28 protein-coding genes are annotated in these 25753 nt (G+C 68.1%); 17 read left to right on the top strand and 11 right to left on the bottom strand.

What is annotated here, in order from left to right:
• Positions 1-6: 6 nt before the first annotated feature.
• Positions 7-684, bottom strand: coding sequence for a YecA/YgfB family protein (locus ACVCMI_RS01780; RefSeq protein WP_395120790.1), 678 nt, complete (start codon positions 682-684; stop codon positions 7-9).
• A 5-nt stretch (positions 685-689) separates the two neighbouring features.
• The gene (gene xth, locus ACVCMI_RS01775; protein WP_447097678.1) at positions 690-1457 is read right to left on the bottom strand and encodes an exodeoxyribonuclease III; all 768 of its coding nucleotides are present in this window, start codon (positions 1455-1457) and stop codon (positions 690-692) included.
• Positions 1458-1674: 217 nt separating this feature from the next.
• Here xth and ACVCMI_RS01770 point away from each other — a divergent pair, with 217 nt between their 5' ends.
• Positions 1675-1884, top strand: coding sequence for a cold-shock protein (locus ACVCMI_RS01770; protein ID WP_008438719.1), 210 nt, complete (start codon positions 1675-1677; stop codon positions 1882-1884).
• 163 nt (positions 1885-2047) lie between these two features.
• Here the strand turns inward: ACVCMI_RS01770 and ACVCMI_RS01765 are convergent, their stop codons facing one another.
• The gene (locus ACVCMI_RS01765; protein WP_447097679.1) at positions 2048-4105 is read right to left on the bottom strand and encodes a M3 family metallopeptidase; all 2058 of its coding nucleotides are present in this window, start codon (positions 4103-4105) and stop codon (positions 2048-2050) included.
• Between the two features lie 93 nt (positions 4106-4198).
• Here ACVCMI_RS01765 and ACVCMI_RS01760 point away from each other — a divergent pair, with 93 nt between their 5' ends.
• A complete protein-coding gene (locus ACVCMI_RS01760) occupies positions 4199-4732 on the top strand; it encodes a gamma carbonic anhydrase family protein (protein WP_447097680.1) in 534 nt (177 codons plus the stop codon).
• Entirely contained in the window at positions 4732-5061 is a 330-nt protein-coding gene (locus ACVCMI_RS01755; RefSeq protein ID WP_447097681.1) for a low molecular weight protein tyrosine phosphatase family protein, read from the top strand. The genes ACVCMI_RS01760 and ACVCMI_RS01755 overlap by 1 nt, the downstream gene beginning before the upstream one ends.
• A 7-nt stretch (positions 5062-5068) precedes the next feature.
• Here the strand turns inward: ACVCMI_RS01755 and ACVCMI_RS01750 are convergent, their stop codons facing one another.
• Together ACVCMI_RS01750 and aroE are read right to left on the bottom strand one after the other, a co-directional pair.
• Complete coding sequence (locus tag ACVCMI_RS01750) at positions 5069-5611, bottom strand: energy transducer TonB (protein ID WP_447097682.1); 543 nt, start codon at positions 5609-5611, stop codon at positions 5069-5071.
• 122 nt (positions 5612-5733) lie between these two features.
• Positions 5734-6564 (bottom strand): shikimate dehydrogenase, encoded by an 831-nt coding sequence (gene aroE / locus ACVCMI_RS01745; protein WP_447097683.1) that lies wholly within the window; start codon positions 6562-6564, stop codon positions 5734-5736.
• Positions 6565-6680: 116 nt separating this feature from the next.
• Here aroE and ACVCMI_RS01740 point away from each other — a divergent pair, with 116 nt between their 5' ends.
• Positions 6681-6941: a hypothetical protein gene (locus ACVCMI_RS01740; protein WP_447097684.1), complete on the top strand. Its 261-nt coding sequence runs from the start codon at positions 6681-6683 to the stop codon at positions 6939-6941.
• A gap of 4 nt (positions 6942-6945) precedes the next feature.
• Here the strand turns inward: ACVCMI_RS01740 and ACVCMI_RS01735 are convergent, their stop codons facing one another.
• Complete coding sequence (locus ACVCMI_RS01735) at positions 6946-8430, bottom strand: RimK family protein (protein ID WP_395120778.1); 1485 nt, start codon at positions 8428-8430, stop codon at positions 6946-6948.
• 201 nt (positions 8431-8631) lie between these two features.
• Here ACVCMI_RS01735 and ACVCMI_RS01730 point away from each other — a divergent pair, with 201 nt between their 5' ends.
• Complete coding sequence (locus ACVCMI_RS01730) at positions 8632-9105, top strand: GNAT family N-acetyltransferase (protein WP_447097685.1); 474 nt, start codon at positions 8632-8634, stop codon at positions 9103-9105.
• Positions 9106-9117: 12 nt separating this feature from the next.
• Here the strand turns inward: ACVCMI_RS01730 and ACVCMI_RS01725 are convergent, their stop codons facing one another.
• A complete protein-coding gene (locus ACVCMI_RS01725; RefSeq protein WP_395120776.1) occupies positions 9118-9807 on the bottom strand; it encodes a hypothetical protein in 690 nt (229 codons plus the stop codon).
• A gap of 101 nt (positions 9808-9908) precedes the next feature.
• Here ACVCMI_RS01725 and lptM point away from each other — a divergent pair, with 101 nt between their 5' ends.
• The 9 genes from lptM (at position 9909) to rbsK (ending at position 17710) form a co-directional block, all read left to right on the top strand.
• On the top strand, positions 9909-10091 hold the full coding sequence (gene lptM, locus ACVCMI_RS01720; RefSeq protein WP_395120775.1) for an LPS translocon maturation chaperone LptM: 183 nt from the start codon (positions 9909-9911) through the stop codon (positions 10089-10091).
• A gap of 1 nt (position 10092) precedes the next feature.
• On the top strand, positions 10093-10962 hold the full coding sequence (gene dapF, locus ACVCMI_RS01715) for a diaminopimelate epimerase (RefSeq protein ID WP_447097686.1): 870 nt from the start codon (positions 10093-10095) through the stop codon (positions 10960-10962).
• Between the two features lie 68 nt (positions 10963-11030).
• Positions 11031-11723 (top strand): DUF484 family protein, encoded by a 693-nt coding sequence (locus ACVCMI_RS01710; protein WP_395120773.1) that lies wholly within the window; start codon positions 11031-11033, stop codon positions 11721-11723.
• A gap of 7 nt (positions 11724-11730) precedes the next feature.
• Positions 11731-12618, top strand: coding sequence for a tyrosine recombinase XerC (locus ACVCMI_RS01705; RefSeq protein ID WP_447099503.1), 888 nt, complete (start codon positions 11731-11733; stop codon positions 12616-12618).
• A gap of 135 nt (positions 12619-12753) precedes the next feature.
• Entirely contained in the window at positions 12754-13308 is a 555-nt protein-coding gene (gene hslV / locus ACVCMI_RS01700) for an ATP-dependent protease subunit HslV (RefSeq protein WP_447097687.1), read from the top strand.
• 84 nt (positions 13309-13392) lie between these two features.
• A complete protein-coding gene (hslU, locus tag ACVCMI_RS01695) occupies positions 13393-14736 on the top strand; it encodes an ATP-dependent protease ATPase subunit HslU (RefSeq protein ID WP_447097688.1) in 1344 nt (447 codons plus the stop codon).
• Between the two features lie 28 nt (positions 14737-14764).
• On the top strand, positions 14765-15397 hold the full coding sequence (locus ACVCMI_RS01690) for a hypothetical protein (RefSeq protein ID WP_447097689.1): 633 nt from the start codon (positions 14765-14767) through the stop codon (positions 15395-15397).
• 342 nt (positions 15398-15739) lie between these two features.
• Positions 15740-16720: an IS110 family transposase gene (locus tag ACVCMI_RS01685; protein WP_447097690.1), complete on the top strand. Its 981-nt coding sequence runs from the start codon at positions 15740-15742 to the stop codon at positions 16718-16720.
• Positions 16721-16825: 105 nt separating this feature from the next.
• Positions 16826-17710 carry a ribokinase gene (gene rbsK / locus ACVCMI_RS01680; protein ID WP_447097691.1) on the top strand — a complete coding sequence of 295 codons (885 nt, stop codon included), beginning with the start codon at positions 16826-16828 and terminating at the stop codon, positions 17708-17710.
• Positions 17711-17723: 13 nt separating this feature from the next.
• Here rbsK and mnmE read toward each other — a convergent pair whose 3' ends face one another.
• The 4 genes from mnmE to rpmH form a co-directional block, all read right to left on the bottom strand.
• A complete protein-coding gene (mnmE, locus tag ACVCMI_RS01675; RefSeq protein WP_447097692.1) occupies positions 17724-19079 on the bottom strand; it encodes a tRNA uridine-5-carboxymethylaminomethyl(34) synthesis GTPase MnmE in 1356 nt (451 codons plus the stop codon).
• A 228-nt stretch (positions 19080-19307) separates the two neighbouring features.
• The gene (gene yidC / locus ACVCMI_RS01670) at positions 19308-21050 is read right to left on the bottom strand and encodes a membrane protein insertase YidC (protein WP_447097693.1); all 1743 of its coding nucleotides are present in this window, start codon (positions 21048-21050) and stop codon (positions 19308-19310) included.
• 62 nt (positions 21051-21112) lie between these two features.
• On the bottom strand, positions 21113-21517 hold the full coding sequence (gene rnpA, locus ACVCMI_RS01665) for a ribonuclease P protein component (protein ID WP_395120766.1): 405 nt from the start codon (positions 21515-21517) through the stop codon (positions 21113-21115).
• A gap of 14 nt (positions 21518-21531) precedes the next feature.
• Positions 21532-21666: a 50S ribosomal protein L34 gene (gene rpmH / locus ACVCMI_RS01660; protein ID WP_007809828.1), complete on the bottom strand. Its 135-nt coding sequence runs from the start codon at positions 21664-21666 to the stop codon at positions 21532-21534.
• Positions 21667-21854: 188 nt separating this feature from the next.
• On the opposite strand from rpmH, the gene dnaA reads away from it, so the two are divergent.
• The 3 genes from dnaA to recF all read left to right on the top strand — a co-directional run bounded on the left by dnaA (position 21855) and on the right by recF (position 25737).
• A complete protein-coding gene (dnaA, locus tag ACVCMI_RS01655) occupies positions 21855-23189 on the top strand; it encodes a chromosomal replication initiator protein DnaA (RefSeq protein ID WP_395120765.1) in 1335 nt (444 codons plus the stop codon).
• Positions 23190-23457: 268 nt separating this feature from the next.
• Complete coding sequence (gene dnaN / locus ACVCMI_RS01650) at positions 23458-24558, top strand: DNA polymerase III subunit beta (protein WP_395120764.1); 1101 nt, start codon at positions 23458-23460, stop codon at positions 24556-24558.
• A gap of 96 nt (positions 24559-24654) precedes the next feature.
• Positions 24655-25737, top strand: a complete 1083-nt coding sequence (gene recF / locus ACVCMI_RS01645; RefSeq protein ID WP_447097694.1) for a DNA replication/repair protein RecF — start codon at positions 24655-24657, stop codon at positions 25735-25737.
• Positions 25738-25753: the final 16 nt, after the last annotated feature.

Genomic DNA, 25753 nt, shown 5'->3' with positions numbered 1-25753 from the left:
CGGCCCTCAATGCACCCAGTGACCGCTGCGCTGGCGCGGCGGTGCGGCCTCGCTATCGCTGGCTGGCTGGTGCTGGCGCACCATCGCTTCCACTTCCGCCTCGGTGGCGGGGTTGGCCTGCCAGTACTGGTTCACGGCTTGCAGCACCGCCGGCACCTGGCCCAGGCAGTCGTCGTATTCGTCGTCGCTGAGCTTTTCGAACTCGGCCTCGGCACGCAGGATGCCTTCGTCCACCGCCAGCGCCATCACCGGGCCGAGCAGCTCCATCAGCTGGGGATCTTCAGCCAGGCGGCCTTCCCACAGGGCGGCGCGCAGGTCGATGCCGCGGCTGAAGCCCTCGCACCAGCCGGCGGCCGACAGCATCGGACCGGCCTCGGATTCGACTTCGCCCAGGATCGGCTCGTAGGCATCCACGTCGAGCTCGGCGCTGATCGAATCGTTGAGCTTGGCCAGCAGGGCCAGCACGCGATTGCCTTCGTCCTCATCCTCGAACGGCTCGTGCAGCACCTCGCGCAGCCATTCCTCGGGCAGCACCAGCAGCGGGCCGACGGCCAGCGCCGAGAGCAGGCCGTGCACCCCATCGAGCAGCAGGTCGCCCTCGCCGGTATGCGCGCGCAGGTAGCGGTCCAGTTCGTCCAGTTCGTGGTCGTCCAGCGAGCTCGGCCATTCGTTCTTTGCAGTCATTTCGGTCAGATGTCCAGTTCCAGCGTTACCGGGGTATGGTCGGACGGGCGCTCCCAGCGCCGCGGTTCCCGGTCGATCCCCGCCGCCATGGCGGCCGGTTTCAGGGCGTCGCCGATCAGGATCAGGTCGATGCGCAGGCCCATGTTGCGGCGAAACGCCGCCTGCCGGTAATCCCACCAGCTGTAGTGCCCGGGCGCGGACTCGAACAGCCGGAAGCTGTCGTGCAGGCCCAGGTCGGTGATCGCCTTGAGTGCCTCGCGCTCGGGCGGCGAGCACAGGATGTCCTCGCCCCAGGCCACCGGGTCGTAGACGTCGCGATCGTCGGGGCAGATGTTGAAATCGCCCAGCACCACCAGGTTCGGGTGGCGCTCGTGCTCACGCGCCAGGAACTCGCGCACCCTGGCCATCCAGTCCAGCTTGTAGGCGTATTTCTCGTCGCCGACCGCCTTGCCGTTGACCACGTACAGGTCGACCACGCGCAGCGGGCCGATGGTCGCGGCGAGGATGCGCCGCTGCGGGTCGTCCAGGCCGGGGATGTCGGTAATCACGTCGACCGGCGCCTCACGGGCCAGGATCGCCACGCCGTTGTAGGTCTTCTGGCCCGAATACACGGCCCGGTAGCCGGCAGCGGCCAGCTCGTCGACCGGGAACTTCGCGTCCTCCAGCTTGGTTTCCTGCAGCGCCACGATGTCCGGCTGTGCGTCGGCCAGCCACTGGCCCAGATGCGGCAGGCGCACCTTCAGCGAGTTGACGTTCCAGGAGGCGATTTTCATCGGGATATTGTAAAGGATTGCCCCGATCGGCCCGGCGGGCCGGCTGAACGGTTCGCGCCGATCGCAATACTTCGGTGCAGGAAAGCCACCGAAATCGCGATTTCCAGTGTATGCTGCGCGGGCAAGCCGTCCGGAGCACCCGGTTCACTTGCCCATCTTGCGGTCAAGTGCAATCGCTCCGAGCCGCAAATCATCCATGCTTCAAAGGTAACGTTACATGTCGGATCGTCAGAGCGGTACAGTCAAGTGGTTCAACGACGCCAAGGGTTTTGGCTTCATCACGCCGGAAAGCGGTGATGACCTGTTCGTGCATTTCCGCGCGATCCAGGGCACGGGCTTCAAGTCCCTGCAGGAAGGTCAGCGCGTCACGTTCATCGTCACCAAGGGCCAGAAGGGCCTGCAGGCCGAGGAAGTCCAGGCTGCCTGAGTCGCACAGACTCAGCTCCTGAAGGAAAGCCCGCTTCGGCGGGCTTTTTTTTGCCTTGGGGGCGGGGAATAGGGAATGGGGAATAGGGAATAGGAAGAGCGGCAACGCTTCGCGACCGACCGCTTTTGCGATTCCCTATTCCCTATTCCCCATTCCCGGCCCTTCACGCCAAACCGTAGCTGCGCAGCAGCGCCTCCGGCTCGGGTTTGCGGCCGCGGAAGGCGATGAAGCTCTCCAGCGCCGGGCGGCTGGCGCCGACGGCGAGGAACTCGCGGCGGAAGCGCTCGCCGGTGGCGCGGTCGATCACGCTGCCGCTTTCCCCCGCCTGCTCCTCGAACGCACCGAACGCGTCGGCGCTGAGCAGTTCGGCCCACAGGTAGCTGTAGTAACCGGCCGCGTAGCCGCCGGCGAAGATGTGGCTGAAGCCGTGCGGAAAGCGCTGCCATGCCGGCGGATGCAGCACCGCCACCTGCTTGCGCACCTGCTCCAGCACCGCCAGCGCGCGGGCGCCGCGGGACGGCTCGTACTCCAGGTGCAGCAGAAAATCGAACAACGCGAACTCCAGCTGGCGCACCAGGAACAGGCCGGCGTGGAAATGCCGCGCGGCCAGCATGCGCTCGAACAGCTCGTCCGGCAGCCGCTCGCCGGTCTGCCAGTGGCGCGCGAACAGGTCCAGCGCCTGGCGATTCCAGCCGAAGTTCTCCATGAACTGGCTGGGCAGTTCCACCGCGTCCCATTCCACGCCGTCGATGCCGCCGATCGAGGGCAGCGCGATGCCGGTGAGCAAATGGTGCAGGCCGTGGCCGAACTCGTGGAACAGGGTCAGCACGTCGTCATGGGTGAGCAGTGCCGGCTTGCCCTCGGTGGGCGGGGCGAAGTTGCAGGTGAGGAAGGCCACCGGCCGTTGCTCCTGGCCGCCGTCGTCGAAGCGGGCGCGGCAGACGTCCATCCAGGCGCCGCCGCGCTTGCCGTTGCGCGCGTAGAGATCGACGTAGGCGCCGGCGAACACCTTGCCGGCGGCATCGCGCACGTCGTAGTAGCGCACCTGCGGGTGCCACACGTCGACGTCGTCGCGGGCGGCGAGAGTGATGCCGTAGAGTTTTCCGGCGAGGCCGAACAGGCCGTCGATCACCGCCGGCAGCGGGAAGTACGGCTTGAGCTGCTCCTCGTCCAGTGCGTACTCGCGCTGGCGCAGTTTCTCCGACGCGTAGGCGACATCCCACGGTTCGAGCGTGTCGAGCTTCAGTTCGGCGCGGGCGAACTCGCGAAGGGTGGCCAGTTCGCGCTGCGCGACGGGCTTGGCGCGGGCGGCCAGGTCGTGCAGGAACTCCAGCACCTCGGCCGGCGAGGCGGCCATCTTGGTGGCCAGCGACTCCTCCGCCGCATTGGCGAAGCCGAGCAGGCGCGCAGCTTCGTGGCGCAGGGCCATGATCTTCTCGATGCGCTCGCTGTTGTCGAACTTGCCCGCATCCGGACCCTGGTCCGAAGCGCGGGTCTGGTAGGCCCAGTACACCCGCTCGCGCAGGCCGCGGTGGTCGGCGTAGTTCAGCACGGCCTGCACGCTGGGCTGCTTGAGCGTGACCAGGTAGCCGTCCAGATCCTGATCCTGCGCATACTGGCGCAGCACGGCGAGGCCGGAGGCAGGGATGCCGGCGAGGTCGCGCTCGTCGGTGACGTGTTCGTGCCATGCCTCGCTGGCATCGAGCACCGCGTGGGAGAACTCGGTGGAGAGCCGCGACAGCTCCACCCCGATCTCGCGGAAGCGCGAACGCGCCGGCTCGGCCAGCGCCACGCCGGACAGCCTGAAGTCGCGCAGGGCATGTTCGACCAGCGCGCGCTCCGGCCGCGGCAAGGCGGCGAAATCCGCCGCATCGGCCAGCGTCTGCACCGCCGCGTACAGCGCGCGGTTCTGGCCCAGCTCGATCGCGTGCTCGGTGAGTTTTTCCTCGGCCGGGCCGTAGACCGCGCGCAGCGCTTCGCTGTCGGCCACCGCCTGCAGGTGCGACACCGGTGCCCAGGCCCGCGCCAGGCGCTGCTCCAGCCGTTCCTGGGTCAGCATCACGTGGTTGAAGTCGCGCGGCGCGCCGGGGGCGACCAGCGCGTCGATGGCGGCGCGGTAGTCGGCCAGGATCGCGTCGATCGCCGGTTGGACGTGCTCGGGGCGAATCTGCGAAAACGCCGGCAGGGTGTCGTCGGCCAGCAGCGGATTGTCGGGGCTCATGCGGTCTCCTTTGAGCCGCCAGCGTGGCGATCGCGCCGGGCGAAATCAAGCGCGGCAGCGTGACGAGGCACCGCGCGCCGCTAGAATGCGCCGATGAATTCCCTGCGCAGCTTCAAGGGCATCGCGCCCACGCTCGGCCAACGCGTCTACGTCGACCCCGCCGCCACGGTGATCGGCGACGTGGTGCTCGGCGACGACGTCTCGATCTGGCCCGGCACGGTGCTGCGCGGCGATGTCAACGCCATCCGCGTCGGCGCCAAGACCAGCATCCAGGACGGCGCGGTCGTGCACGTGGCCCACGCCGGCCCGTACGGCCCGGGCTACCCGTGCCTGATCGGCGAGGGCGTCACCATCGGCCATGGTGCGGTGGTGCACGCCTGCACGATCGGCGACTACTGCCTGATCGGCATGCACGCCAGCGTGCTCGACGGCGCGGTGGTGATGCGCCACGGCTTCGTCGGCGCCGGCGCGCTGATCCCGCCGGGCAAGGTGGTCGGCGAGGGCGAGCTGTGGCTGGGCAACCCGGCGAAATGCGTGCGCGTGCTGGGCGAGCGCGAGATCGAGCAGTTGCACTATTCGGCCGGGCATTACGTTCGGCTGAAGGACGTCTACCTGGCGGAGGCCTGATGGGCATCCGTCGCGTGCTGTTCCTGTGCAGCCGCAACCGCCGGCGCAGCCCGACTGCCGAGCGGGTGTTCGGCGCATGGCCGAACCTCGAGGTGGATTCGGCCGGCCTCGCCGACGACGCCGACGTGGTGCTGAGCACGGACCAGCTGGACCGGGCCGAATGGATCGTGGTGATGGAGAGCAGCCATCGCCGGCGCCTGCAGGCGCGCCATCGCGCCCGGCTCAAGGGCAAGAAGATCGTCTGCCTGGACATTCCCGACCGCTACGCCTTCATGCAGGCGGAACTGGTCGCGGCGCTGCTGCGGAAGGCCGGGCCGCTGCTGCGCTGAGCCGGCCTCACATCGCCGCGCCGCGCATGGCGTTCGCCTGGCGGATGCGCTCGGCTTCGGCCTCGTGCTGCCGGGTCAGGATGTTGCGCGCGGCGGACAGTTTGCCGCCGAGCAGGGACAGCGTGAAGTTGTTGCTGTCGAATTCGCGCAGCAGATCGATTTCGCGGCGCGCCTCCTCCAGTTCGTTGCGGTTGATGGTGCGCTCGATCTCCTCCGAGGCGCGGCCGAAGGATTCCCGCAACGCCTCGTGCGCGGTGCGGTCGTGCGGCTCCAGCTGCAGTACGCTGAGGTAGAACTCGAACGCGTTGCTGCCGGCCGGCGCGATCAGGCGGCCGTCGCGCATGGCGTCGCGCGCCAGCCCGAGCAGGATGGCGCGGTCGCTCTGCGCATCGTCGAGCGGTGTCCCGGCCGCTTCGACAGCGGTCGTTCCAGTGGGCGAAGGTGCCGCCACCGGGCCCCGCCGGAAGGTCGCAGCGGCTCCGCCCAACACCAGCAGCAAGACGACGGCAAGCGCGTATCGGTGCGATACGGTGGAAAGAAAGCGGGACATGACACCTGCTGCGCAAACGATGGCCGCGCGCTGGAGTCGTCGTCATCGGCGCGCTCCCGGCGGGTCGCGCCATCCTGCCCGCGCATTGTTTCAGTCGTGTGGCGCGGCGGCGACCGGTGCGCTCAGGCCGTTTGCCGGCGCAAGGTTTGGTACACCGGCTCGGTGTCCGGTCGCTGGCCATGCCACAGCGCGAAGGCGTCGGCCGCGGTTTCCACCAGCATGCCCAGGCCGTCGCAGGCGTAGCGCGCGCCGGCCGCGCGGGCCCAGCCGATGAAACCGGCGGCGGCCTGGCCGTAGGACAGGTCGTAGCACACTGCGCGGCTGCCGAGCAGGGCAAACGGCAGTTGCAGCGCCGCGCCGAGCACGCCAGCCGAGGTGGCGTTGACGATCAGGTCGAAACTGCCGATGGTGGCCAGGTCGTCCCAGTAGCGGGTACGCACCCGCGCCGGCTCGCCAATGGCGTCGGCCAGCGCGTCGGCCGCCGCCGGCGAACGATTGACGATGGTCAGCGATCGCACGCCGGCATCGAGCAGCGGCCAGGCCACCCCGCGCGCTGCGCCGCCGGCACCGAGCAGCAAGGTGTCATGGCCGCGCAGGTCGATCTCGTGGCGTTCGGCCAGATCGCGCACCATGCCGTCGCCGTCGGTGTTGTGCGCCGCCAGACGGCCGTCCTCCAGCCGGGTCAGCACGTTGGCCGTGCCGGCCCGCGTGGCTGCCACGCTGTGCTGGTCGGCCAGCGCGAACGCGGCCGCCTTGTGCGGCAAGGTGACGTTGGCGCCGCGGCCGCCATCGGCGAAGAAGCGCCGCACCGCATCGGCGAAGTCGGCCGGCGGCACGTCGATCGCGCGGTATGCCAGCTCGATGCCGCACTGCTGCGCGAACGCCTGGTGGATCGCCGGCGACAGGCTGTGGCTGATCGGGTGACCGAACACGGCGAACTGGGCGGGCTGCATGGGGGTTCCCTGAGGAGTACTGGCTGCCAGTCTACAAGCCACCCCTCAGCGTGCATGGTCGCAGGCGGTGAGATGAGCGGCAGGCACGCTGGCGGCACTTTCACGGGAGATGCCCCATGCGCACGTCGAGCCCGCTTTCACCGCATCATCCACGCCTGTTTACCGCTGCCAGCACCTGGCTGCTCGGAGGTGGCGTCTTGCTGCTGAGCACCCTGGTGCCGGCGCACACCGCGCTCCTGGGCTGGACGCCCGCGTTCTGGCTGCTGGTCGCGCCCTTGCTGGTGCTGCTGGCGCTGGAACCGGGGCTGCCGCGCCGCTGGCTGGCGCGGCGGCGTCTGCGTGTCGTCCACACCGTTCACGGCGCGGCCTGGCGCTGATGGCTCAGACGGCGCCGCCCTGGCGCTTGCGTTCCATCCGGCGCAGGAATTCGCGCATCACGCGCAGGTACAGTTCGTCGCCGAGATAGGCATCTTCCACGCCGGCGTCGATCGAGGGGTTGTCGTTCACCTCGATCACCACCGGGCGGTTGCCGACCTGCTTGAGGTCGACGCCGTAGAGTCCGTCGCCGACCGGCTGGGTCGCCTTCAGCGCCAGCTTGACCACGGCCACCGGGGCGTCCTTCAACGCGATGGTCTCGAACCCGCCGGACTTTGCCGTGCCGGTGGCGCCGTGGTTGTAGATCTGCCAGTGGCCGCGCGACATGTAGTACTTGCAGGCGTAGATCGCCTCGCGGTTGAACACGCCGATGCGCCAGTCGAACTCGGTGTAGACGTATTCCTGCGCCAGCAGCAATGCGCTGTGCTGGAACAGGCCACTGGCCGCGTGCGCCAGCTCTTGCTCGTCCTCGACCTTGACCACGCCGCGCGAGAACGAGCCGTCCGGGATCTTCAGCACCAGCGGGAACCCGAGCCGCTCGACGACTTCCTTCATGCCCTTGCTGTCGTCGCGATAGAGGATCTCCGTGCGCGGCACCGCCAGTTTGCGCGAGACCATCAGGTCGTTGAGGTAGATCTTGTTGGTGCAACGCAGGATCGAGCTGGGGTCGTCGACCACCACCATGCCTTCCTTCTCGGCGCGGTGGGCGAAGCGGTAGGTGTGGTTGTCGCTGGCGGTGGTTTCGCGGATGAACAGGCCGTCGTACTCGGCCAGCCGCTGGTAGTCGTTCTTGCCGATCGGGTCGACCTCGATGCCCAGCTCCTTGCCGGCGCCGATGAATGCCTTCAGCGCGCGCTTGTTCGACGGCGGCATCTGCTCGGCCGGGTCGACCAGCATGGCCAGGTCGTAGCGGAACTGCTTGCGCGCGCGCGGCTTGCGCCACAGCTTGCGCGAGAAGCGGTCCAGTTCCTCGGCGAAGGCGTCCTCCTGCGCGTCGTCCAGCGAATGCAGGCCGACCGGCTTGATCGAGCTGACCTGCCACACGCGGTCGCGCTCGAACTCGATGCGCAGCAGCGGGCAGGGGAACATCTCGAACACCTGCCGGGCCAGGTCCTGCAGCGCCGGGTAGGCGGTCTCGCCGAAGTACACCAGGATGCCGAAGTCGGTGGTGTCGCGCCCGCCGGCAGGCAGGAAGTGGGTGAGCTTCTGGTTGAGGTCGTCGATGTCCAGGCCGTACAGCGAGCGCCGGCGCAGGTCGTTCACCGTGCGCACCGACGGCATCACCTTGTGCCCGCGCGCCTCGGCCAGCAACGACACGTAGTAGCCGGTGCCCAGGTACTTGTAGCTGCGGCACAGGTTGATCACGTGGGTGCGTTCGTCGTCGGCACCGACCGGCGTGCGCAGATAATCCATTGCGCTCATCACATCAACGGAGGGGTAATACGAGCTCCAGTCGGAGGCTTTCTCGACAACGACGACCAGGCGGGCCATGACACCTCTCGATCCCAAGTGGCATGCGCGGCCGGTCGCGCCCGGGGCGGGCGGCGGCGCAAAGTGCGCAGTCTGGCACAGCGCCGCGACGACACAAGGGATGGCACTGAAGGAGACGTAAATGCCCGCCCGCGCCAGCCTGTGCAGCGCCTGCTAGAGTCCGCGGGATTGCCCTGCCTGATGCCACGGATACCACCCTCGATGCCGTCTTTGCCCGTCACCGCACCGGCGCGCGTGCGCCGCGCGGATCTTTCCGATCTCGACGACCTGGTGACGCTGGAACAAAACGCGTTCGACGGCGACCGCCTGAGCCGGGCGCAATACCGCCGCCACCTGGACAGCGATTCGGCGCAAGTGCTGGTAGCCAGCGGCGGCCGCCACGATTTCTTCGGCAGCGCGGTGCTGTTTTTCCGCAAGCGCAGCCGGGTGGCGCGCGTGTATTCGCTGGCGACGCGACCCGAATCGCGCGGCCTGGGCATCGGCGCGGCGCTGCTGCAGGCGGCCGCGGCCGCCGCGCGACGGCGCGGTTGCGACCGGCTGCGGCTGGAGGTGCGTCCGGACAACGCCGCGGCGATCCGCCTGTACGAGCGCGCTGGCTTCCGCCGTTTCGGCGCGTATCGGCGTTACTACGAGGACGGCACCGACGCCTGGCGCTACGAGCAGGCGCTGGATTGATCGCGTCGCGCGTCAGCCGCCCAGCGGGTGGCGGATGCGCTGCTCAGTGGCGTCGTCCGCCCGCGCCACCAGCGCGCCGGTGCGCATCAGGTTCACCGTGTAGTGGCCGCCGTCGACCAGCGGCAGAAACGCGCCGCTGCCGTAGACCGTGTCGAGTTCCGGCAGCCACGCAGGGTGCGTCTTGCCCAGCTTGACCAGGTCGAACGCACCGGCCGGCTCGAAACTGATCACCGTGCGCGGCGCGGTCATTTCCTGCGCGGGATCGTCGTAGCGGCCGGAGAGCCGATCGAGCCGGTACAGCGGTGGCACGCCGGCCAGCAGCGCGGGCAGCTTCCACTTCAGCACGACCGCCTCGACGCGCCAGGCATCGCCGGCCAGTTCGACCTCGCGCGTGCTGCCGTCGGGCCAGGTCAGGTTGAGCGCCCAGCGCTGCGGCGACAGGATGCGCGCGTCGATCTCGACCACCGACGCCTCCTCGCCCAGCAGGTGGTAGCCACGCAGCGCGGCGCCGGTGCCGGCCAGCAACAGTGTGAGCGCAAACGCCGCCACGCACAGCAGCGCCCGCCAGCTGGCCGCTGCGCGACGACGCGCCTGCAGGTGCCGGCGCAGCATCACCAGCTGCGCGAGGGTGACCAGCGCGAACACCGCGGCCAGCACCAGCAGCACCGTCATCGGCATGCGCAGCAAGGCGCTCCAGTCCATCGCATCCACCCTCGTCGTCGCGCGGCACGCGCCGCCGCCCCATGATAGCCGGCGCACCGCGGGTGCCTCGCTATACTGGCCACTTGCTGAGGAACCCCGCCATGCGCCGATCCCTGTTGTTGCTGCCGCTCGCCCTCGTCGTCGCCCTGCTTGCCGGCTGCGGCAACAAGGGACCGCTGGTGCTGCCGCCGGCACGAACCGCGCCGCCGCCGACACCGGCCACCAGCGCACCGGCACCGGCGATGCCGGCCAGCGTGGCCGCGGATGCTTCCGGCGAGCACTGAGATGGCGCCGGCGCCACTGCGCTTTTCCAAGATGCACGGCAGCGGCAACGACTTCGTCGTGCTGGACTGCCGGCGGCAGGCGTTCGCGCTCGACGCGGTGCAGATCCGCGCGCTGGGTGATCGCCACACCGGCGTGGGCTTCGACCAGCTGCTCAGCGTGGAGCCGGCGCGCGATCCGTCGTGCGCGTTCTACTACGGCATCTGGAACACCGACGGCTCGCCGTCAGGCCAGTGCGGCAACGGCGTGCGCTGCGTGGCGGCGTGGTTGCATCGTGCCGGCGCGCTGGCGCTGGACCAGGCGGTGCGCATCGAGAGTCCGTCCGGCCCGGTGACGGTGCGCGTGCTCGCACCCGACCAAGTCACCGTAGACATGGGCGAGCCGATCTTCGAACCGGCGCGGATTCCGTTCGCGGCCGCGGCGACGGCCGCGCATTACCCGATCGAGGTCGGCGGCGACACGCTGGACATCGGCGCCGTCTCGATGGGCAATCCGCATGCGGTAGTGACGGTCGATGACCTGGCCGATCCCGCGCTGGAACGGCTCGGCCCGCTGCTGACCCGGCATCCGCGCTTCGCCGAAGGCGCCAACACCGGCTTCGTGCAGCGGCTGGACCGCAGCCACCTGCGCCTGCGCGTGCACGAGCGCGGCGCCGGCTGGACCCGCGCCTGCGGCACCGGGGCCTGCGCCGCGATGGCGGTGCTGCACCGGCGCGGCGAAGTGGATGAGCGCGTCGCGGTGGCGCTGCCCGGCGGCAGCCTGCGCATCGACTGGGCCGGCGCCGGCCATGCGCTCTGGATGACCGGCCCGGCGGCCTTCGTTTTCGAGGGCGAATGGGCGCTTCCCCGCGTCGAACCGCCGCCGGCCGGTTGAAGCCCGCGCGCGTCCATCGCACACTGCGGCAGGCAAGCCCCGCCCGCCCCGCTCCAGGATCTCCGCGCATGACCGCTACCCTGCTCGACGACGCCACCCAGGCCCGCGTGGTCGCCGCCTACCTGAAGCGGCACCCGGAATTCCTCAGCGAGTACCCCGAGCTTGCCGCCAAGCTGACCATGCCGCCGCGCGAGAGCGGCGGCGCGGTGGCCTCGCTGGCGGTCTACCAGATGCAGAGCTTGCGCGACAAGAACGCCGAGCTGGAGCGGCGGCTGGCCGAACTGGTCGAGATCGCCGCCGAGAACGAGAAGCTGATGGAGCGCGTGCACGGCCTGACCGTGGCGCTGCTGCGCGCCAGCACGATGGAGGTCACTGCACGCACGGTGATCGCACGGCTCAGCGCGGATTTCCACACCGAGCGCGTGAGCCTGCTGCTGTTCGGGGCCGAACCCAAGCTGCCGCGCGCCGACTGGCTGCAGCAGATCGCCGGCGGCGCGGCGGCGCTGCCCGAGTTCGCCGATTTCCTGCACAAGGGCGAGCCCAGCTCCGGCCGCCTGTCGGCCGACAAGCTGGCGCGGCTGTTCGGCGAGCACGCGACCGGACTGCAGTCGGTGGCGTTGATCCCGCTGGGCGACGCCGGCATGCTGGCCATCGGCAGCGCCGACCCGAACCGCTTCCAGCCGGGCATGGGCACGCTGTTCCTGAGGATGATCTCCGCCACCATCACCGCCGCGCTGGCGCGCTCGCGGGATGTCTCCTGAGCCGGTAGTGACCCCGGCCGGCCAAGTCGATGCCTGGCTGGCCCGCCTCGCCGGCGAACGCCACGCCTCGCCGCACACCGTCGCCGGCTATCGGCGCGACCTGGACAAGCTGCTGCGCTTCATGGCGGCAGGTCAGGTAGGCACCTTCGAAGCACTCGACGGCGCGCGCATGCGCGCGTTCATCGCCGGCGAACATCGCGCGGGGCTGGCGCCGAAGAGCCTGCAGCGCCTGCTCTCTTCCTGCCGCAGCCTGTTCCGCCAGCTCGGTCGCGAGGGCACGCTGAGCCACGATCCGCTGCTCGGCGTGCGCGGCCCCAAGGTGCGCCGCAAGCTGCCGCAGGTGCTCGACGTGGACGAGGCCACCGCGCTGGTGGAGACCGACAGCGGCGGCAAGCTCGCCGTGCGCGACCGCGCGATGCTGGAGCTGTTCTACTCCAGCGGCCTGCGCCTGTCCGAGCTGTGCGGCCTGCGCTGGCTCGACCTCAAGCTCGACGACGGCGAGGTGCGCGTGCTGGGCAAGGGCAGCAAGACGCGCATCGTGCCGGTCGGCCGCCACGCCGTGGCCGCGCTTCGTGCGCTCGGCGCCGAGCAGGGCATGCCGCCGGACGGCCCGGTATTCCGCGGCCGCGGCGGCGCGCCGATCCATCCACGCACGATTCAGTTGCGCATGAACACCCTCGCGCTGCAGCAGGGCATCCCGAAACACATCCATCCGCATCTGCTCAGGCACACCTTCGCCAGCCACATGCTGGAATCCTCCGGCGACCTGCGCGCGGTGCAGGAGCTGCTCGGCCACGCCGACATCGCCACCACCCAGATCTACACCCACCTGGATTTCCAGCATCTGTCCAAGGTGTACGACGCGGCGCATCCGCGGGCCAAAAGGAAGCCGTAGGAGCGCACCCTGTGCGCGATGCTCTTGCCGTCACCTGACGAAGAGCGGTCGCGCACGGGGTGCGCTCCTGCCGGCGGCGTGTTGAAGCCTTGCCCGACCACCCCCATGTCGTGCGCTCAACCCATGGAGCTTCATATGGAATCCTTCCACGCCACCACCATCGTCTGCGTGCGCCGCGACGGCCGCGTCGTGATCGGCAGCGACGGCCAGGTCACGCTGGGCAACACGGTGATGAAGGGCAACGCGCGCAAGGTGCGCCGGCTCGGCAAGACGGGCGAGGTGGTGGCCGGTTTCGCCGGCGCCACTGCCGACGCCTTCACCCTGTTCGAACTGTTCGAGCAGAAGCTCGAGAAGCACAACAACAACCTCACCCGCGCCGCGGTGGAAATGGCCAAGGAATGGCGCACCGACCGCCGCTTCGGCCGACTGGAGGCGATGCTGGCGGTAGCCGACAAGGAAACCTCGCTGCTGATCTCCGGCAACGGCGACGTGGTGGAACCCGAGCACGGGCTGATCGCGATCGGCTCTGGCGGCCCGTTCGCCCAGTCCGCCGCGATGGCCCTGCTGGAAAACACCGACCTGGACGCCCGCACCATCGTCGAGAAGGCGCTGAAGATCGCCGGCGACATCTGCATCTACACGAACCACAACGTGTCGATCGAGGAGCTGGGAATGGGGAATGGGGAATAGGGAATAGACAAGCCCGACATTCCCGCAAGCCCACGCTCTTCCCATTCCCTATTCCCCATTCCCTATTCCCTGCGAAGCCAGCCCATGTCCGAACTCACCCCCCGCGAAATCGTCAACGAACTCGACCGCTACATCATCGGCCAGCACGACGCCAAGCGTGCGGTGGCGGTAGCGCTGCGCAGCCGCTGGCGACGCATGCAGTTGCCGGTGGAGATGCGCAACGAGATCACCCCGAAGAACATCCTGATGATCGGGCCCACCGGCGTGGGCAAGACCGAGATCGCGCGGCGGCTGGCGACGCTGGCGAACGCGCCGTTCGTGAAGGTCGAGGCGACCAAGTTCACCGAGGTGGGCTACGTCGGCAAGGACGTCGAGTCGATCATCCGCGACCTGGCCGACGGCGCCTACAAGCTGACCCGCGAGCAGGCGATCAAACGCGTGCGTTCACAGGCCGAGGACCGCGCCGAGGATCGCATCCTCGATGCGCTGCTGCCGCGCCGGCAGTCCCCGCCGACCGACTGGAGCCACGACGCACCGGCCGCTCCCGCCATCGACAGCGACACCCGCCAGAAGCTGCGCAAACAGCTGCGCGAGGGCGCGCTGGACGAGCGCGAGATCGAGCTGGATTTCGCCATGAACGTGGGCGTGGAGATCATGTCGCCACCGGGCATGGAGGAGATGGGCGCGCAACTGCGCCAGATGTTCCAGAACCTGGGCGGCGCCAAGACCCAGACCCGCAAGCTCGCGATCAAGGCGGCCCGCCCGCTGCTGATCGACGAGGAGGCCGGCAAGCTGCTCAACGACGAGGAGATCCGCGCCCAGGCGATGGAGAACGCCGAGCAAAACGGCATCGTCTTCATCGACGAGATCGACAAGGTGGCCCAGCGCAGCGACCACGGCCACGCCGGGGTCAGCCGCGAGGGCGTCCAGCGCGACCTGCTGCCGCTGGTGGAAGGCTCCACCGTCTCGACCAAGTACGGCCCGATCAAGACCGACCACATGCTGTTCATCGCCTCCGGCGCGTTCTCGCTGGCCAAGCCCTCGGACCTGATCCCCGAGCTGCAGGGCCGCCTGCCGATCCGGGTCGAGCTCTCCGCGCTCAGCGTGGACGACTTCAAGCGGATCCTGCGCGAGCCGAACAACGCGCTGACCAAGCAGTACGTGGCACTGCTCGGCACCGAGGGCGTCACCATCGAGTTCGCCGACTCCGGCATCGACCGCCTGGCCGAGGTGGCGTTCCAGGTGAACGAGCGCACCGAGAACATCGGCGCCCGCCGGCTGCACACCGTGATGGAGCGTCTGCTGGAAAAAATCTCCTTCGAAGCTGCGGATAAGTCCGGCGAAAAATACAAGATCGACGCCCAACATGTAGACAACTCCCTCGCCAACCTGGTTCGTGACGAGGATCTCAGCCGCTACATCCTGTAAAGCCGGCAGATCACCCCGATCTGCTAAAATGGACACCGTGAACAACGTTATCGAACTGAAAAACACCGGCCAGCGCGCCCAGTTGCGCGAGGCGCAACAGAAACAGACGCTGATCCGGTTGTGGCGTGAAGACCTCGAACACGGCAGCTTCTGCGGTTACGTGGGCGGGGTGGGGCGGGAGTTCTTCCTGCTCTGGGTGGTCGGCGACGGCATCACCTACGACGGCATGTACGTGATGCGGCACCGCGACATCTCCGAGCTCGAAGCACCCGACAAGCACCATGCCTTCTTCGAGAAGGCGCTGGCGCTCAAGCACATCCTGCCGCGGATGCCGCGCGGCTTCCCGCTGGACAGCATCCGCGAGGTAGTCCAGGCCGCCGGCGCCCAGGCACCGGTGATCGGCGTGCACGTGGACAGCGAGGACGAGTCCGAGGTCTGCTACATCGGCCGGCTGGTCAGCGTCGAGGACGACGGCTTCTACATGCAGGAACTCAGCCCGGACGCGGAGTGGATGCGCGAGGTCTCGTTCTTCAGCTGGGACGAGGTCTCCACCATCAGCATGGAAGACAGCTACGCCCAATCCCTGCTGGCTGTGGCCGGCCCCGCCCCGGCCCTGCTGCCCGGCGACGCCAGCGGCCTCGGTCGCGCGCCCTCGCCCTGAACCCCTCCTCCCGTAGGAGCCCGCTTGCGGGCGATGCCTTTTTGGCCGGGAATCGGGAATCGCAAAAGCATTAAGAGCATCGCCCGCGGGCGGGCTCCTTATGTGTCGATTCTCCTCGGAGGTTGGGGGAGAATCGCCGACTGATCATCGGTGGGAACGGGGAGACGCCGTCGGGCTCCTCTGGCTTCGCGCCTGCGCCGTAGATTCGCGCCCCCGTTCCGTTTTATCTGCCGCAAGCTGCAACGGTATCTTAGGCCCGCCCCTGGCGTGAGCCTGCACGTGTAAGGATCGGCTTGGCGGATCTTCGATGGTCGGACACCTGAACCGAACGAGGATTGGCTGATGACAGAATCCATGGTTGGCATCGACGTGGCCAAGGCAACCTTTGACGTGGCCGCGCCGCTGGAACCGAAGGGCAAGTACCGCACCAAAGCGAAGTTGCCGAACACGCCCGCCGGCTTCACCTTGCTGAGCGACTGGCTGGATCGCCACGTGCCGGGAGCGGCGGTGTGCATGGAAGCGACGGGCGTGTATCACGAAGCATTGGCCACTTTCCTGGTCGAGCGCGGCGTGACCGTTTACGTGGCCAACCCGGCCCAGGTCGCCGCCTATGCCAAGAGCGAGTTGTCGAGGACCAAGACCGATCATGCCGATGCCAAGCTGATCGCCCGCTTTGCGATGGCGCAGTTGCAGGTAGGCACCACCTTGCGGCCGTGGGTGCCGCCCACGCCCGCCCAGCGCAAACTGCGCGCCCTGATCCACCGGCTGAACGATCTGGAGGGCATGCGCCAGATGGAACGCAACCGACTGGACGTCAGCGATCAGGCGGTGCGCGGCTCCATCGCCGACGTGATGGAGACATTGGACGCCCAGATCGCAGAGCTGAAGAAGGAAATCGACAACCACATCGACTCGGATCCGGACTTACGCCGCGATGCCGGCCTGCTGACCTCCATTCCGGGGATTGGCGAGCTGACGGCGGCCTTCATGTTGGGCTGTGCGGGCGACCTGCGCCGGTTCGACGACCCGCGCAAGCTCGATGCCTTCGCCGGCATGAATCCCGCCATCCGCGAGTCGGGCAAGTGGGTCGGTCAAAGCCGCCTGTCCAAGCTCGGTCACGCCTTGTTGCGCGCCAAGCTCTACATGCCGGCGATGACGGCGATCCGCCACAACGTCGCCGTGCGCGCCTTGTTCGATCGACTGGTCGCTCGCGGCAAGCCACGCAAACTGGCGCTGGGTGCCGCCATGCGCAAGCTGCTCCACCTCGCTTGGGGGGTTATCCGCTCAGGTAAGAATTTCGACCCCAGCATCGCGCTTGCCTGACGGACGGCAAGACGGTATCTACGGGGTCGCGGTCGCACCCAACTCGTCGCGCCAACGGGTAAGCTTTCGGATTCATCCTGAAAGCCCGTCCGCCGTGGAGCACGCATGAGCCGCATCGTCGTCGTCGGCAGCATCAACATGGACCTGGTCACCCAGGCGCCGCGCTTCGTCGGCCCCGGCGAGACCATCCTCGGCAAACGCTTCCTTACCGTGCCCGGCGGCAAGGGCGCCAACCAGGCGGTTGCTGCCGCGCGGCTGGGCGCCGAGGTCGCCCTGGTCGGCGCGCTCGGCCGCGACGCCTTCGGCGACCAGCTGCACGCCGGCCTCGCCGCCGAACACGTCGACCTGACCCACGTCGCGCGCCTCGACGACAGCGCCAGCGGCACCGCCTCGATCACCGTCGCCGGCGGCGAGAACCAGATCATCGTGGTGCCCGCCGCCAACACTCGCGTCACGCCCGCCCACGTCGAAGCCGCGCGTTCGCTGCTCGAACGGGCCGACGCCGTGCTGGTGCAGATGGAAATCCCGCTGGAAACCGTCGAAGCCACCGTGCGCCTGGGCCACCGCCTCGGGGTGCCGGTGATCCTCAATCCTGCCCCCGCGCAAAAACTGCCCACCGACTGGCTCAAACTCGCCCGCTACGTCACCCCGAACCAGCACGAGCTGGCGATCCTGCTCGGCGCCGATCCCACCGAAGACTTCAAGGCGCTGATGCAACGCGCCCCATGCCCGGTCGTGCTCACCCGCGGCGGCGAAGGCGCCTGGTATCGCGAACAGGGCGAACCGCTGCACCAGCCCGGCTTCAAGGTCGACGTGGTCGACAGCACCGGCGCCGGAGACACCTTCAACGCGACGCTGGCGGTATTCCTGAAAGAAGGCCTGGCCGCAGCGGTACGCAAGGCCTGCGCGGCCGCCGCGCTGTCGGTGACGAAGCTGGGCGCGCAGGGCGGCATGCCCACCGGGCGCGAGCTGGACAGGTTCCTCGCGTAGCGGCGCCGACGGGCTATTTGCCGATGCAGAACGAACTGAAGATCGCGCCGAGCAGGTCGTCGCTGCTGTAGTGGCCGGTGATTTCGCCCAGCGCGTGCTGGGCCTGGCGCAATTCCTCGGCAGCGAGTTCGCCGGCGCGGGTGGTGGCAAGGATGGCGGCGGTGCGATCGAGATGGTCACGCACGGACTGGAGGGCGAGCACGTGGCGGCGTCTGGCGCTGAAGGCGCCTTCGCCGCTGCCGGCGCCGGCGACGTGCTTGAGGTGGTCGCGCAGGAGATCGAGGCCGTCGCCGGTTCTGGCAGAGGCCCATAGCCAGTAGACGCTTTCGCGCCATTCGTCATGCGCGGCGAGGCCGTCGCGGTCGATCTTGTTGACCAGCACGATGCGCTCTACCTGGGACGGCAACGCGGCGAAGAAGGCGAGGTCGGCGCCGGCGTGCGCGGCGGCGGTGACCAGCAGGGCAACGTCGGCGCGTTGCAGTTCGCCGTGGGCGCGGCGCACGCCTTCGCGTTCGACTTCGTCTTCCGTATCGCGCAGGCCGGCGGTGTCGGCCAGTTCCAGCACGATGCCGTCGAGGCTCAGGCTTTCGCGCAGCACGTCGCGGGTGGTGCCGGCGATCGGGGTGACGATGGCACGGTCGCTGCCGGCCAGCGCGTTGAGCAGGCTGGATTTGCCGGCGTTGGGGCGGCCGATGATGGCCACCTTGAGTCCGTCGTTGAGGCGCACGCCGCGTTGCGCTTCACGCAGCAGGTCGGCCAGTTCGCGGCGCAGCTTGGCGAGTTGCGCGGTGATGGCGGGGTCGGCGAGGAAGTCGATTTCCTCTTCGGGGAAATCAATCGCCGCCTCGACGTGCACGCGCAGCGCGATCAGCGCTTGCAGCAGCGCGCCGACCTTGCGCGAGAACACGCCTTCCATCGATTGCAGCGCTGCCCGCGCACCGGCCTGCGAGCGGGCAGCGATCAGGTCGGCGACGGCTTCGGCCTGGGCCAGGTCGAGCTTGCCGTTGAGGAATGCGCGTTCGGTGAACTCGCCTGGGCGCGCCAGTCGCGCGCCAAGTTCGCAGCAGCGGCGCAGCAATGCGTCCAGCAGCACGGCGCTGCCATGGCCCTGCAGCTCCAGCACAGGTTCGCCGGTGTAGGAGGCGGGGGCGGGAAAGTAGAGCAGCAATCCGCGGTCGATCAGTTCGCCGGCGCCATCGCGAAACGCGGCGAAGTGGGCATGGCGAGGTTGCGGTGCGCGGCCGAGCAGGGTTTGCGCGATGGCTGGCGCGGCGGGACCGGAGACGCGCAACACGCCGACGCCGGCCGCGCCGGGGGCGCTGGCGATGGCGGCGATGGTGTCGGTGGTCTCGGTGGTCTCGGTGGTCATGGGACGAACTTTACAGGGCGGTTTCGGGTTTGAACGGGGGGTGCGATGTCCTTCGACTTCGCCGCTGCGCGACTACGCTCAGGACGAACGGTTTGGGGAGTAAAGACGATCTCCCTGAGCGTAGCCGCGCAGCGGCGGAGTCGAAGGGTCCGCGACGTCAGCAACCAGAAACGAAACAGCCGCGGCGGGGCAACCGTCGCGGCTGTGTGTCGTCCATTCGGCGATGGGTCAGGCCGCCTTGGCCTTGGGTTCGCCTTCGCGATCGATGTGGTGGGTCACCCACCACTGCTGGCCCAGCCCGACCAGGCCGTTGACCGCGTAGTACAGGCACAGGCCGGCGGGGAAGAAGGCGAACATCACGGTGAACAGCAACGGCATCACCTTCATCATCTTCGCCTGGGTCGGGTCCATGCCCGCGGCGACGGGGTTCAGCCACTGCGTGCCGAGCATCACGATGGCGTAGATGATCGGCAGGATGTACCACGGATCGGGCGCGCTGAGGTCGGGAATCCACAGGAACGGCGCGTGGCGCAGCTCCAGGCTGTACTCGAGCACGAAGAACAGGCCGTAGAACACCGGCAGCGTGATCAGCACCGGCAGGCAGCCGCCCATCGGGTTGACCTTCTCCTTCTTGTACAGCTCCATGGTGGCCTGCTGCATCTTCTGGCGGTCGTCGCCGTAACGCTCCTTCAGCGCCTGCAGTCGCGGCGTCAGCTTGCGCATGCGCGCGCTGGAGCGGTACTGCATCGCGGTGAGCTTCCAGGTCAGGCCCTTGATCAGCAGCACCAGCAGGATGATCGCCACGCCCCAGTTCCTGGTGATCGCGTGGAACTGCGACAGGATCCAGTGCATCGGCACGGCGATGGCCTTGAACATGCCGTAGTCGATGGTGAGGTCGAGCCCGGGAGCGATCGCATCGAGCGTGCCCTGCCGGTTCGGGCCCACGTACAACCGCGCTTCGGTGGTCAGGCTCTGCCCGGCGGCCACGTTCAGCGTCGGGCTCATCGTGCGGATCAGGTAGCGCGGGTGGGCGCTGTCCGGATCGATGGTCTGGGTGACGTAGTGGTTGGTCTGGCTGGCCGGCGGAATCCACGCGGTGACGAAGTACAGGCGCAGCATCGCCGCCCAGCCGCCCTTGATCTCGCTGTCGAGCGCGTCTTTCTTCTCGCCGAAATCCTTGAAGCCGAGCTTCTCGAACTTCTCGCCGGTGTACCAGGCCGCACCGATGAAGCTGCGCTGCTCGGGATCGGTGTAATGGCTGAACCAGCTGGACGGTTTGGGCGGCGCGATCCGCTGCAGTTGCTGGTAGGCGTTGCCCTGCCACGGCGTGTTGCCGCCGTTGTCGATGCGCTGGCTCAGGCCCACCACGTAGCTGCCGCGTTTGAAGGTGTAGGTCTTGGTGACCGCCAGGCCGGCGGCGTCGCGCCAGGTCAGCGCGACCTGGAGTTCGTCCTGGCCCGGCGCCAGGGTGTAGCTGGTCTTCTCGCTGTGGAACAGCGCCAGATGGTTGGGCTGGTCGGCCGGCGCGGTGTCGCTGCTGCTGACCAGGCCGTTCTGCGCCACGAAGTAATGCGTGGGGCTGTTGTCCAGCAGCACGACGGGCGGCGGGGTGGGGTTCTTGTGGGTCGGCGCCTGCTGCGGGTAGGCCAGCAGTTCGGCGTGCACCAGGCTGCCGCCGCGGGTATCGATCGTGAGGTGCAGGACGTCGGTGTCGACCGTGATCAGCTGCGCGCTCGCGGGTGCCGATGGCTCATGGGTAGCGACGGTTGCCGCCGTGCTCGAAGGCGCGGCGCTCGACGCGACCGCCATCGCGGCGGGAACGCTGCCGTCCGCCGACGTCGGGACGGCCTGGCTGGCGGTGGCTGCAGGGGTCGGCGCCGGCTTGGGTGCGTGGTCGTTTTCCCAGGCCATGAACAGCAAATAGGCCACGGCCAGCAGGGCAAACAGGAGGAAGTTGCGCGTTTGATTCATCGCGTAGCAGATCCGGGTAACGCCACGACTCGAGGGTCTCGCCGCGGAAGCTTGGAAAAAGGTCAGCGCTCGATTGTGGGGGGACCGTCGATTCGCTTCAATGGTTCGGCCGGGTCAGCCGCGCGGGCCGGCAGCTTTTGCCACAGGGCTTCCAGCTCGCCCAGCAACTCCGGCCCGGGCACGCCGGCGGCCTGTTCGCGCGCCATCACCATCAGGTCGATCGCGGGGAGGCGGTGGCGCACGCGCCGGAACGACTCGCGCACCAGACGCTTGATCCGGTTGCGCTCCACTGCGCGCTTGGACACCCGCTTGGAAATGGCCAGGCCCAGCCGCGCGCCGCCCAGCTCGTTGTCGCGATAGCGCAAATGAAAACAGCGGCCGCCTGCGCGTCCGCTGCTGTTTCGCAAGGCGGCGAATTCACCGGGCCGACGCAGCCGCGCCTCGCGCGGCAGACCGGCGCTGGACATCACGCCGCGCCCGATTACGGGATCAGGCGCTTGCGGCCCTTGGCGCGACGGGCGTTGATCACCTTGCGGCCGTCGGCGGTGGCCATGCGTGCGCGAAAACCGTGGGTACGGGCGCGCTTGAGCTTGCTGGGCTGGAAGGTCCGCTTCATGGGTTGCTCCGAAGGGAATGTGAGTAAAAGGTTGGAGAGTATGTCCGGTCGGGGCCGCGGCTGTCAAATCGCGCCAGCTCGCGCCTTGCGCGACGCGGCGACGGCGCCGGTCCGGCACCGCGGGGGCTGCTGCTAGACTAGCCCATCACCCTGCGCGCAAGCGCCCCAAGTCGTGGTTGATCGAATTCATGAGTGATCTGTGGCGGCGCTGCCTTGAGCGTCTGGAAGGCGATCTGAGCGCCGAAGACCTGCACACCTGGCTGATGCCGCTGCAGGCGCGTGACGATGCCGACGGCTTGCAGCTGTTCGCCCCCAATTCCTACACGCTGGACACGGTGCGCCAGCGCTACCTGGCGCAAATCGAGCAGGTACTGGGGCAGCTGGCTGGCCGCGCCATGCCGGTGCGGCTGGAGGTGGGTTCCAGTGTACGTCGGGCGGAGCCGGCCAAATCGGCGGCAGCCACGCCCACCCGGCCCGCCCCTGCGGCGGCGACGCAGGCGTTCCACCACAATCTCGACCCGCATTACACCTTCGAAACCTTCGTCGAGGGCAAGTCCAACCAGCTCGGCAAGGCCGCCGCGATGCAGGTGGCCACCAACCCGGGGCGCGCGTACAACCCGCTGCTGCTGTATGGCGGCACCGGCCTGGGCAAGACCCACCTGATGCACGCCGCCGGCAACCTGATGCTGGAGCGCAACCCGGGTTGCAAGGTGATGTGCCTGAACTCGGAGCAGTTCGTCGGCTCGATGATCGAGGCCTTGCGCGCCAAGAGCATGGACGAGTTCAAGCGCCGCTTCCGTTCGGTCGACGCGCTGCTGATCGACGACATCCAGTTCTTCGCGGGCAAGGACACCACGCAGGAGGAATTCTTCCACACCTTCAACGCGTTGTTCGAGTCCAAGCAGCAGATCATCCTCACCTGCGACCGTTATCCCAAGGAAGTGGACAAGCTGGAGCCGCGCCTGAAGTCGCGCCTGGGCTGGGGCCTGAGCGTGGCGATCGAACCGCCGGATTTCGAGACGCGCGCGGCAATCTTGCTGTCCAAGGCACACGACAAGAGCGTGGCCATGGACGAGAGCGTGGCGATGCTGCTGGCCAAGCGCATCCGCTCCAACGTGCGCGACCTGGAAGGCGCGCTCAACACTCTGGCGGCGCGTGCCAACTTCTACGGGCGGCCGATCACCACCGATTTTGCCGAGGAGACCCTGCGCGACCTGCTGGCCACGCACGCCCAGGCGGTCACCATCGCCAACATCCAGAAGATCACCGCCGAATACTTCAACGTGCGCCTGCAGGACCTGCTCTCCAAGCGGCGCGTGCGCTCGCTGGCGCGGCCGCGGCAGATCGCGATGACCTTGTCCAAGGAACTGACCGAGCACAGCCTGCCCGAGATCGGCGAGGCGTTCGGCGGGCGCGACCACACCACGGTGATGCACGCCTGCAAGACGATCCGCAAGTTCCTCGAAACCGACGTGCGCATGCGCCAGGACTGGGAACAGTTGATCCGCACGCTCACCGGTTGACGCGCGCGTGGGCGGGCCTGCGCGCCGGGAATGCGCGAGAATGCGGGGCAAGTTGGGGCCAAGCTGTGGATAATGGGTGGATGAATGGACCTGCCAGGTTATCCACAAGTCATGCACTGCCTGGCCGGCCTGCACTGCACACAGAAAATAGATCGTAACAAGTTGATTTTGCGGACAAAAAACGACAAAGACCGGTTCTCCACAAGTACAACAACAGCCACTACACTTCTTTTCAAAAGAAAGAACAGCAGGTAAAGGGAAGCCCACCATGCAATTCAGCATCCAACGTGAAGCTCTGCTCAAGCCGCTGCAACAGGTAGTGGGTGTGGTCGAACGGCGCCAGACGCTGCCGGTACTGGCCAACTTGCTGTTCAAGGTGGCGGACGGTCAGGTCTCGCTTACCGGTACCGACCTGGAAGTCGAGATGATCGCGGTCACCGAGGCGGAGAAGCTCGCAGACGGCGAGATCACCATCCCGGCCCGAAAGCTGTTCGACATCGTGCGCGCATTGCCCGACGGCGCCCATATCGAGCTGAAGTTGAACGGTGACCGCGTGGCACTGCACGCCGGACGCAGCCGGTTCACGCTGACGACGCTGCCGGCCAGCGAATTTCCCACGGTGGATCAGATCGAGGTGGTCGAGAAGGTCAACCTGCCGGAGGAGGTGCTGCGCGACCTGATGGAGCGCACGGCGTTCGCCATGGCCAACCAGGACGTGCGCTACTACCTCAACGGCATGCTGCTGGACCTGCAGGAACACAGCCTGCGCTGCGTGGCCACCGACGGCCATCGCCTGGCGATGAAGCAGACCGAGCTGCAGAGCTCGGTGAGCACCCGCCGCCAGATCATCATCCCGCGCAAGGGCGTCAACGAGCTGATCGGCCTGCTGGAAGGCGGTGACGGCGAGGTGGAGCTGGAGTTCGGCCGCAACCATCTGCGCGTGCGCCGGGGCAATGTCACCTTCACGTCGAAGCTGATCGACGGTCGTTTCCCGGATTACGAGGCGGTGATTCCGCTGGGTGCGGACAAGACCGCCACGCTGGACCGCGAGGTACTCCGCGGGGCGCTGCAGCGCGCGGCGATCCTGTCGAACGAGAAGTATCGCGGCGTGCGGCTGGAGCTGTCGCCGGGCAAGCTGCGCATCGTGGCGCACAACCCGGAGCAGGAAGAAGCCGTGGAGGAGGTCGAGGCCGACACCCATGTCTCCGACCTGGCGGTGGGCTTCAACGTGGGTTACCTGCTCGATGCCCTCGCGGCCCTGCGCGGCGACAAGGCGCGCTTGAGCCTGCGCGATGCGCAGTCCAGTTGCCTGGTGCAGGAGCACGACAACGAGCAGGCGCGCCATGTGATCATGCCGCTGCGGCTCTGACGCGGCTCTCGTGGTCGTTGCGATCAGGCGTCGTCACCAGCAGCGCCGGGGTCTCCGCAGGGAGCCCCGGCGTTGTCGTCTGGGGTGTCGGTCCGCATGAGGCTGGAACAGTTGCGTATCTGCGGCTTGCGCTGCCTGACCGATGTCAGCCTGGCGCTGGACCCGGCAATCAACGTGTTCATCGGCGACAACGGTGCCGGCAAGACCAGCGTGCTGGAGGCCGCTTTTCTGCTTTCGCACGCACGCTCGTTTCGTTCCGGCGCGCGCGAGGCGCTGGTGCAGCGGGGCATGGCGCAACTGGCCTTGTTTGCCGAGGTGCGCCACCGCGATGAGTCTGATGTCGAACGCTTGGGGCTGGGGCGTTCGGGCGCGCGCTGGGAGGCGCGTATCAACGGCGAGGCCGCGTCGATCGGCGAGCTGGTGCAGGCCTGCGCGGTGGTCTGCTTCGAGCCTGGCTCACATGCGCTGATCGCCGGCCCGGCCGAGGAGCGTCGGCGCTATCTCGATTGGGGCGTGTTCCACGTGGAACAGGATTTCCTGGCGCTGTGGCGTCGCTGCCAGCGCGCGCTGAAGCAGCGCAACAGCTTGCTGCGCGCGGGAGTGACGCCGTCGGATGACCTGTGCGAACCGTGGGAACGGGAGCTTTCGCAGGCCGCAGAACGCATCGACCTGCAGCGCCGCGCTTACCTGGACCGCTTGCGACCTTGCCTCGAAGTCAGCATGGCGGCCTTGCTGCCGGAGTTGGGCGCGATGGAACTGCGCTACCGCCGTGGCTGGTCGGACGAGCTGCCGCTTGCCGATCAATTGGCGACGCAGCGCGGCCGGGATCAGGCGCGGGGGCACACCAGCCTGGGTCCACACCGCGCCGATTGGACGCTTTCTTTCGAACGGGCCCCGCTGCGCGAGCACCTGTCGCGCGGCCAGGAGAAGCTCGCTGCGCTGGCCTGCGTATTGGCGCAAGCTACCCTGTATGCACAGGAACATGGCGACTGGCCGGTGGTGTGCCTGGACGACCTTGCCTCCGAGCTGGACCAGTCGCACCAGGCGGCTGTGGTGGCCGAACTGCAGGACGTCCACGCCCAGGTGCTGCTGACCGGCACCGAATTGCCGCCGGCATTGCAGGCGACCTCCGCTCGCGTGTTCCACGTGGAACAAGGCCAGATAGCGCGCCTGCTATAATCGAAGGGTTGCACCT

It is taken from the genome of Rhodanobacter sp. UC4448_H15 (genome assembly GCF_052978265.1).
The sequence above is the reverse complement of the archived record's forward strand: the minus strand, read 5'-3'. Positions and strand labels throughout refer to the sequence as shown.

Coding starts and splice junctions, on each gene's coding strand:
- ACVCMI_RS01740 (WP_447097684.1), top strand. CDS start 6,681: ATGCGCACGTCGAGCCCGCTTTCACCGCATCATCCACGCCTGTTTACC.
- rpmH (WP_007809828.1), bottom strand. CDS start 21,666: ATGAAGCGGACCTTCCAGCCCAGCAAGCTCAAGCGCGCCCGTACCCAC.
- dnaA (WP_395120765.1), top strand. CDS start 21,855: ATGAGTGATCTGTGGCGGCGCTGCCTTGAGCGTCTGGAAGGCGATCTG.
- ACVCMI_RS01710 (WP_395120773.1), top strand. CDS start 11,031: ATGACCGCTACCCTGCTCGACGACGCCACCCAGGCCCGCGTGGTCGCC.
- ACVCMI_RS01780 (WP_395120790.1), bottom strand. CDS start 684: ATGACTGCAAAGAACGAATGGCCGAGCTCGCTGGACGACCACGAACTG.
- hslV (WP_447097687.1), top strand. CDS start 12,754: ATGGAATCCTTCCACGCCACCACCATCGTCTGCGTGCGCCGCGACGGC.
- ACVCMI_RS01750 (WP_447097682.1), bottom strand. CDS start 5,611: ATGTCCCGCTTTCTTTCCACCGTATCGCACCGATACGCGCTTGCCGTC.
- xth (WP_447097678.1), bottom strand. CDS start 1,457: ATGAAAATCGCCTCCTGGAACGTCAACTCGCTGAAGGTGCGCCTGCCG.
- yidC (WP_447097693.1), bottom strand. CDS start 21,050: ATGAATCAAACGCGCAACTTCCTCCTGTTTGCCCTGCTGGCCGTGGCC.
- dnaN (WP_395120764.1), top strand. CDS start 23,458: ATGCAATTCAGCATCCAACGTGAAGCTCTGCTCAAGCCGCTGCAACAG.
- hslU (WP_447097688.1), top strand. CDS start 13,393: ATGTCCGAACTCACCCCCCGCGAAATCGTCAACGAACTCGACCGCTAC.
- rbsK (WP_447097691.1), top strand. CDS start 16,826: ATGAGCCGCATCGTCGTCGTCGGCAGCATCAACATGGACCTGGTCACC.
- ACVCMI_RS01730 (WP_447097685.1), top strand. CDS start 8,632: ATGCCGTCTTTGCCCGTCACCGCACCGGCGCGCGTGCGCCGCGCGGAT.
- lptM (WP_395120775.1), top strand. CDS start 9,909: ATGCGCCGATCCCTGTTGTTGCTGCCGCTCGCCCTCGTCGTCGCCCTG.
- ACVCMI_RS01760 (WP_447097680.1), top strand. CDS start 4,199: ATGAATTCCCTGCGCAGCTTCAAGGGCATCGCGCCCACGCTCGGCCAA.
- aroE (WP_447097683.1), bottom strand. CDS start 6,564: ATGCAGCCCGCCCAGTTCGCCGTGTTCGGTCACCCGATCAGCCACAGC.
- ACVCMI_RS01725 (WP_395120776.1), bottom strand. CDS start 9,807: ATGGACTGGAGCGCCTTGCTGCGCATGCCGATGACGGTGCTGCTGGTG.
- ACVCMI_RS01735 (WP_395120778.1), bottom strand. CDS start 8,430: ATGGCCCGCCTGGTCGTCGTTGTCGAGAAAGCCTCCGACTGGAGCTCG.
- rnpA (WP_395120766.1), bottom strand. CDS start 21,517: ATGTCCAGCGCCGGTCTGCCGCGCGAGGCGCGGCTGCGTCGGCCCGGT.
- ACVCMI_RS01765 (WP_447097679.1), bottom strand. CDS start 4,105: ATGAGCCCCGACAATCCGCTGCTGGCCGACGACACCCTGCCGGCGTTT.
- dapF (WP_447097686.1), top strand. CDS start 10,093: ATGGCGCCGGCGCCACTGCGCTTTTCCAAGATGCACGGCAGCGGCAAC.
- ACVCMI_RS01755 (WP_447097681.1), top strand. CDS start 4,732: ATGGGCATCCGTCGCGTGCTGTTCCTGTGCAGCCGCAACCGCCGGCGC.
- ACVCMI_RS01690 (WP_447097689.1), top strand. CDS start 14,765: ATGGACACCGTGAACAACGTTATCGAACTGAAAAACACCGGCCAGCGC.
- ACVCMI_RS01770 (WP_008438719.1), top strand. CDS start 1,675: ATGTCGGATCGTCAGAGCGGTACAGTCAAGTGGTTCAACGACGCCAAG.
- mnmE (WP_447097692.1), bottom strand. CDS start 19,079: ATGACCACCGAGACCACCGAGACCACCGACACCATCGCCGCCATCGCC.
- ACVCMI_RS01685 (WP_447097690.1), top strand. CDS start 15,740: ATGACAGAATCCATGGTTGGCATCGACGTGGCCAAGGCAACCTTTGAC.
- recF (WP_447097694.1), top strand. CDS start 24,655: ATGAGGCTGGAACAGTTGCGTATCTGCGGCTTGCGCTGCCTGACCGAT.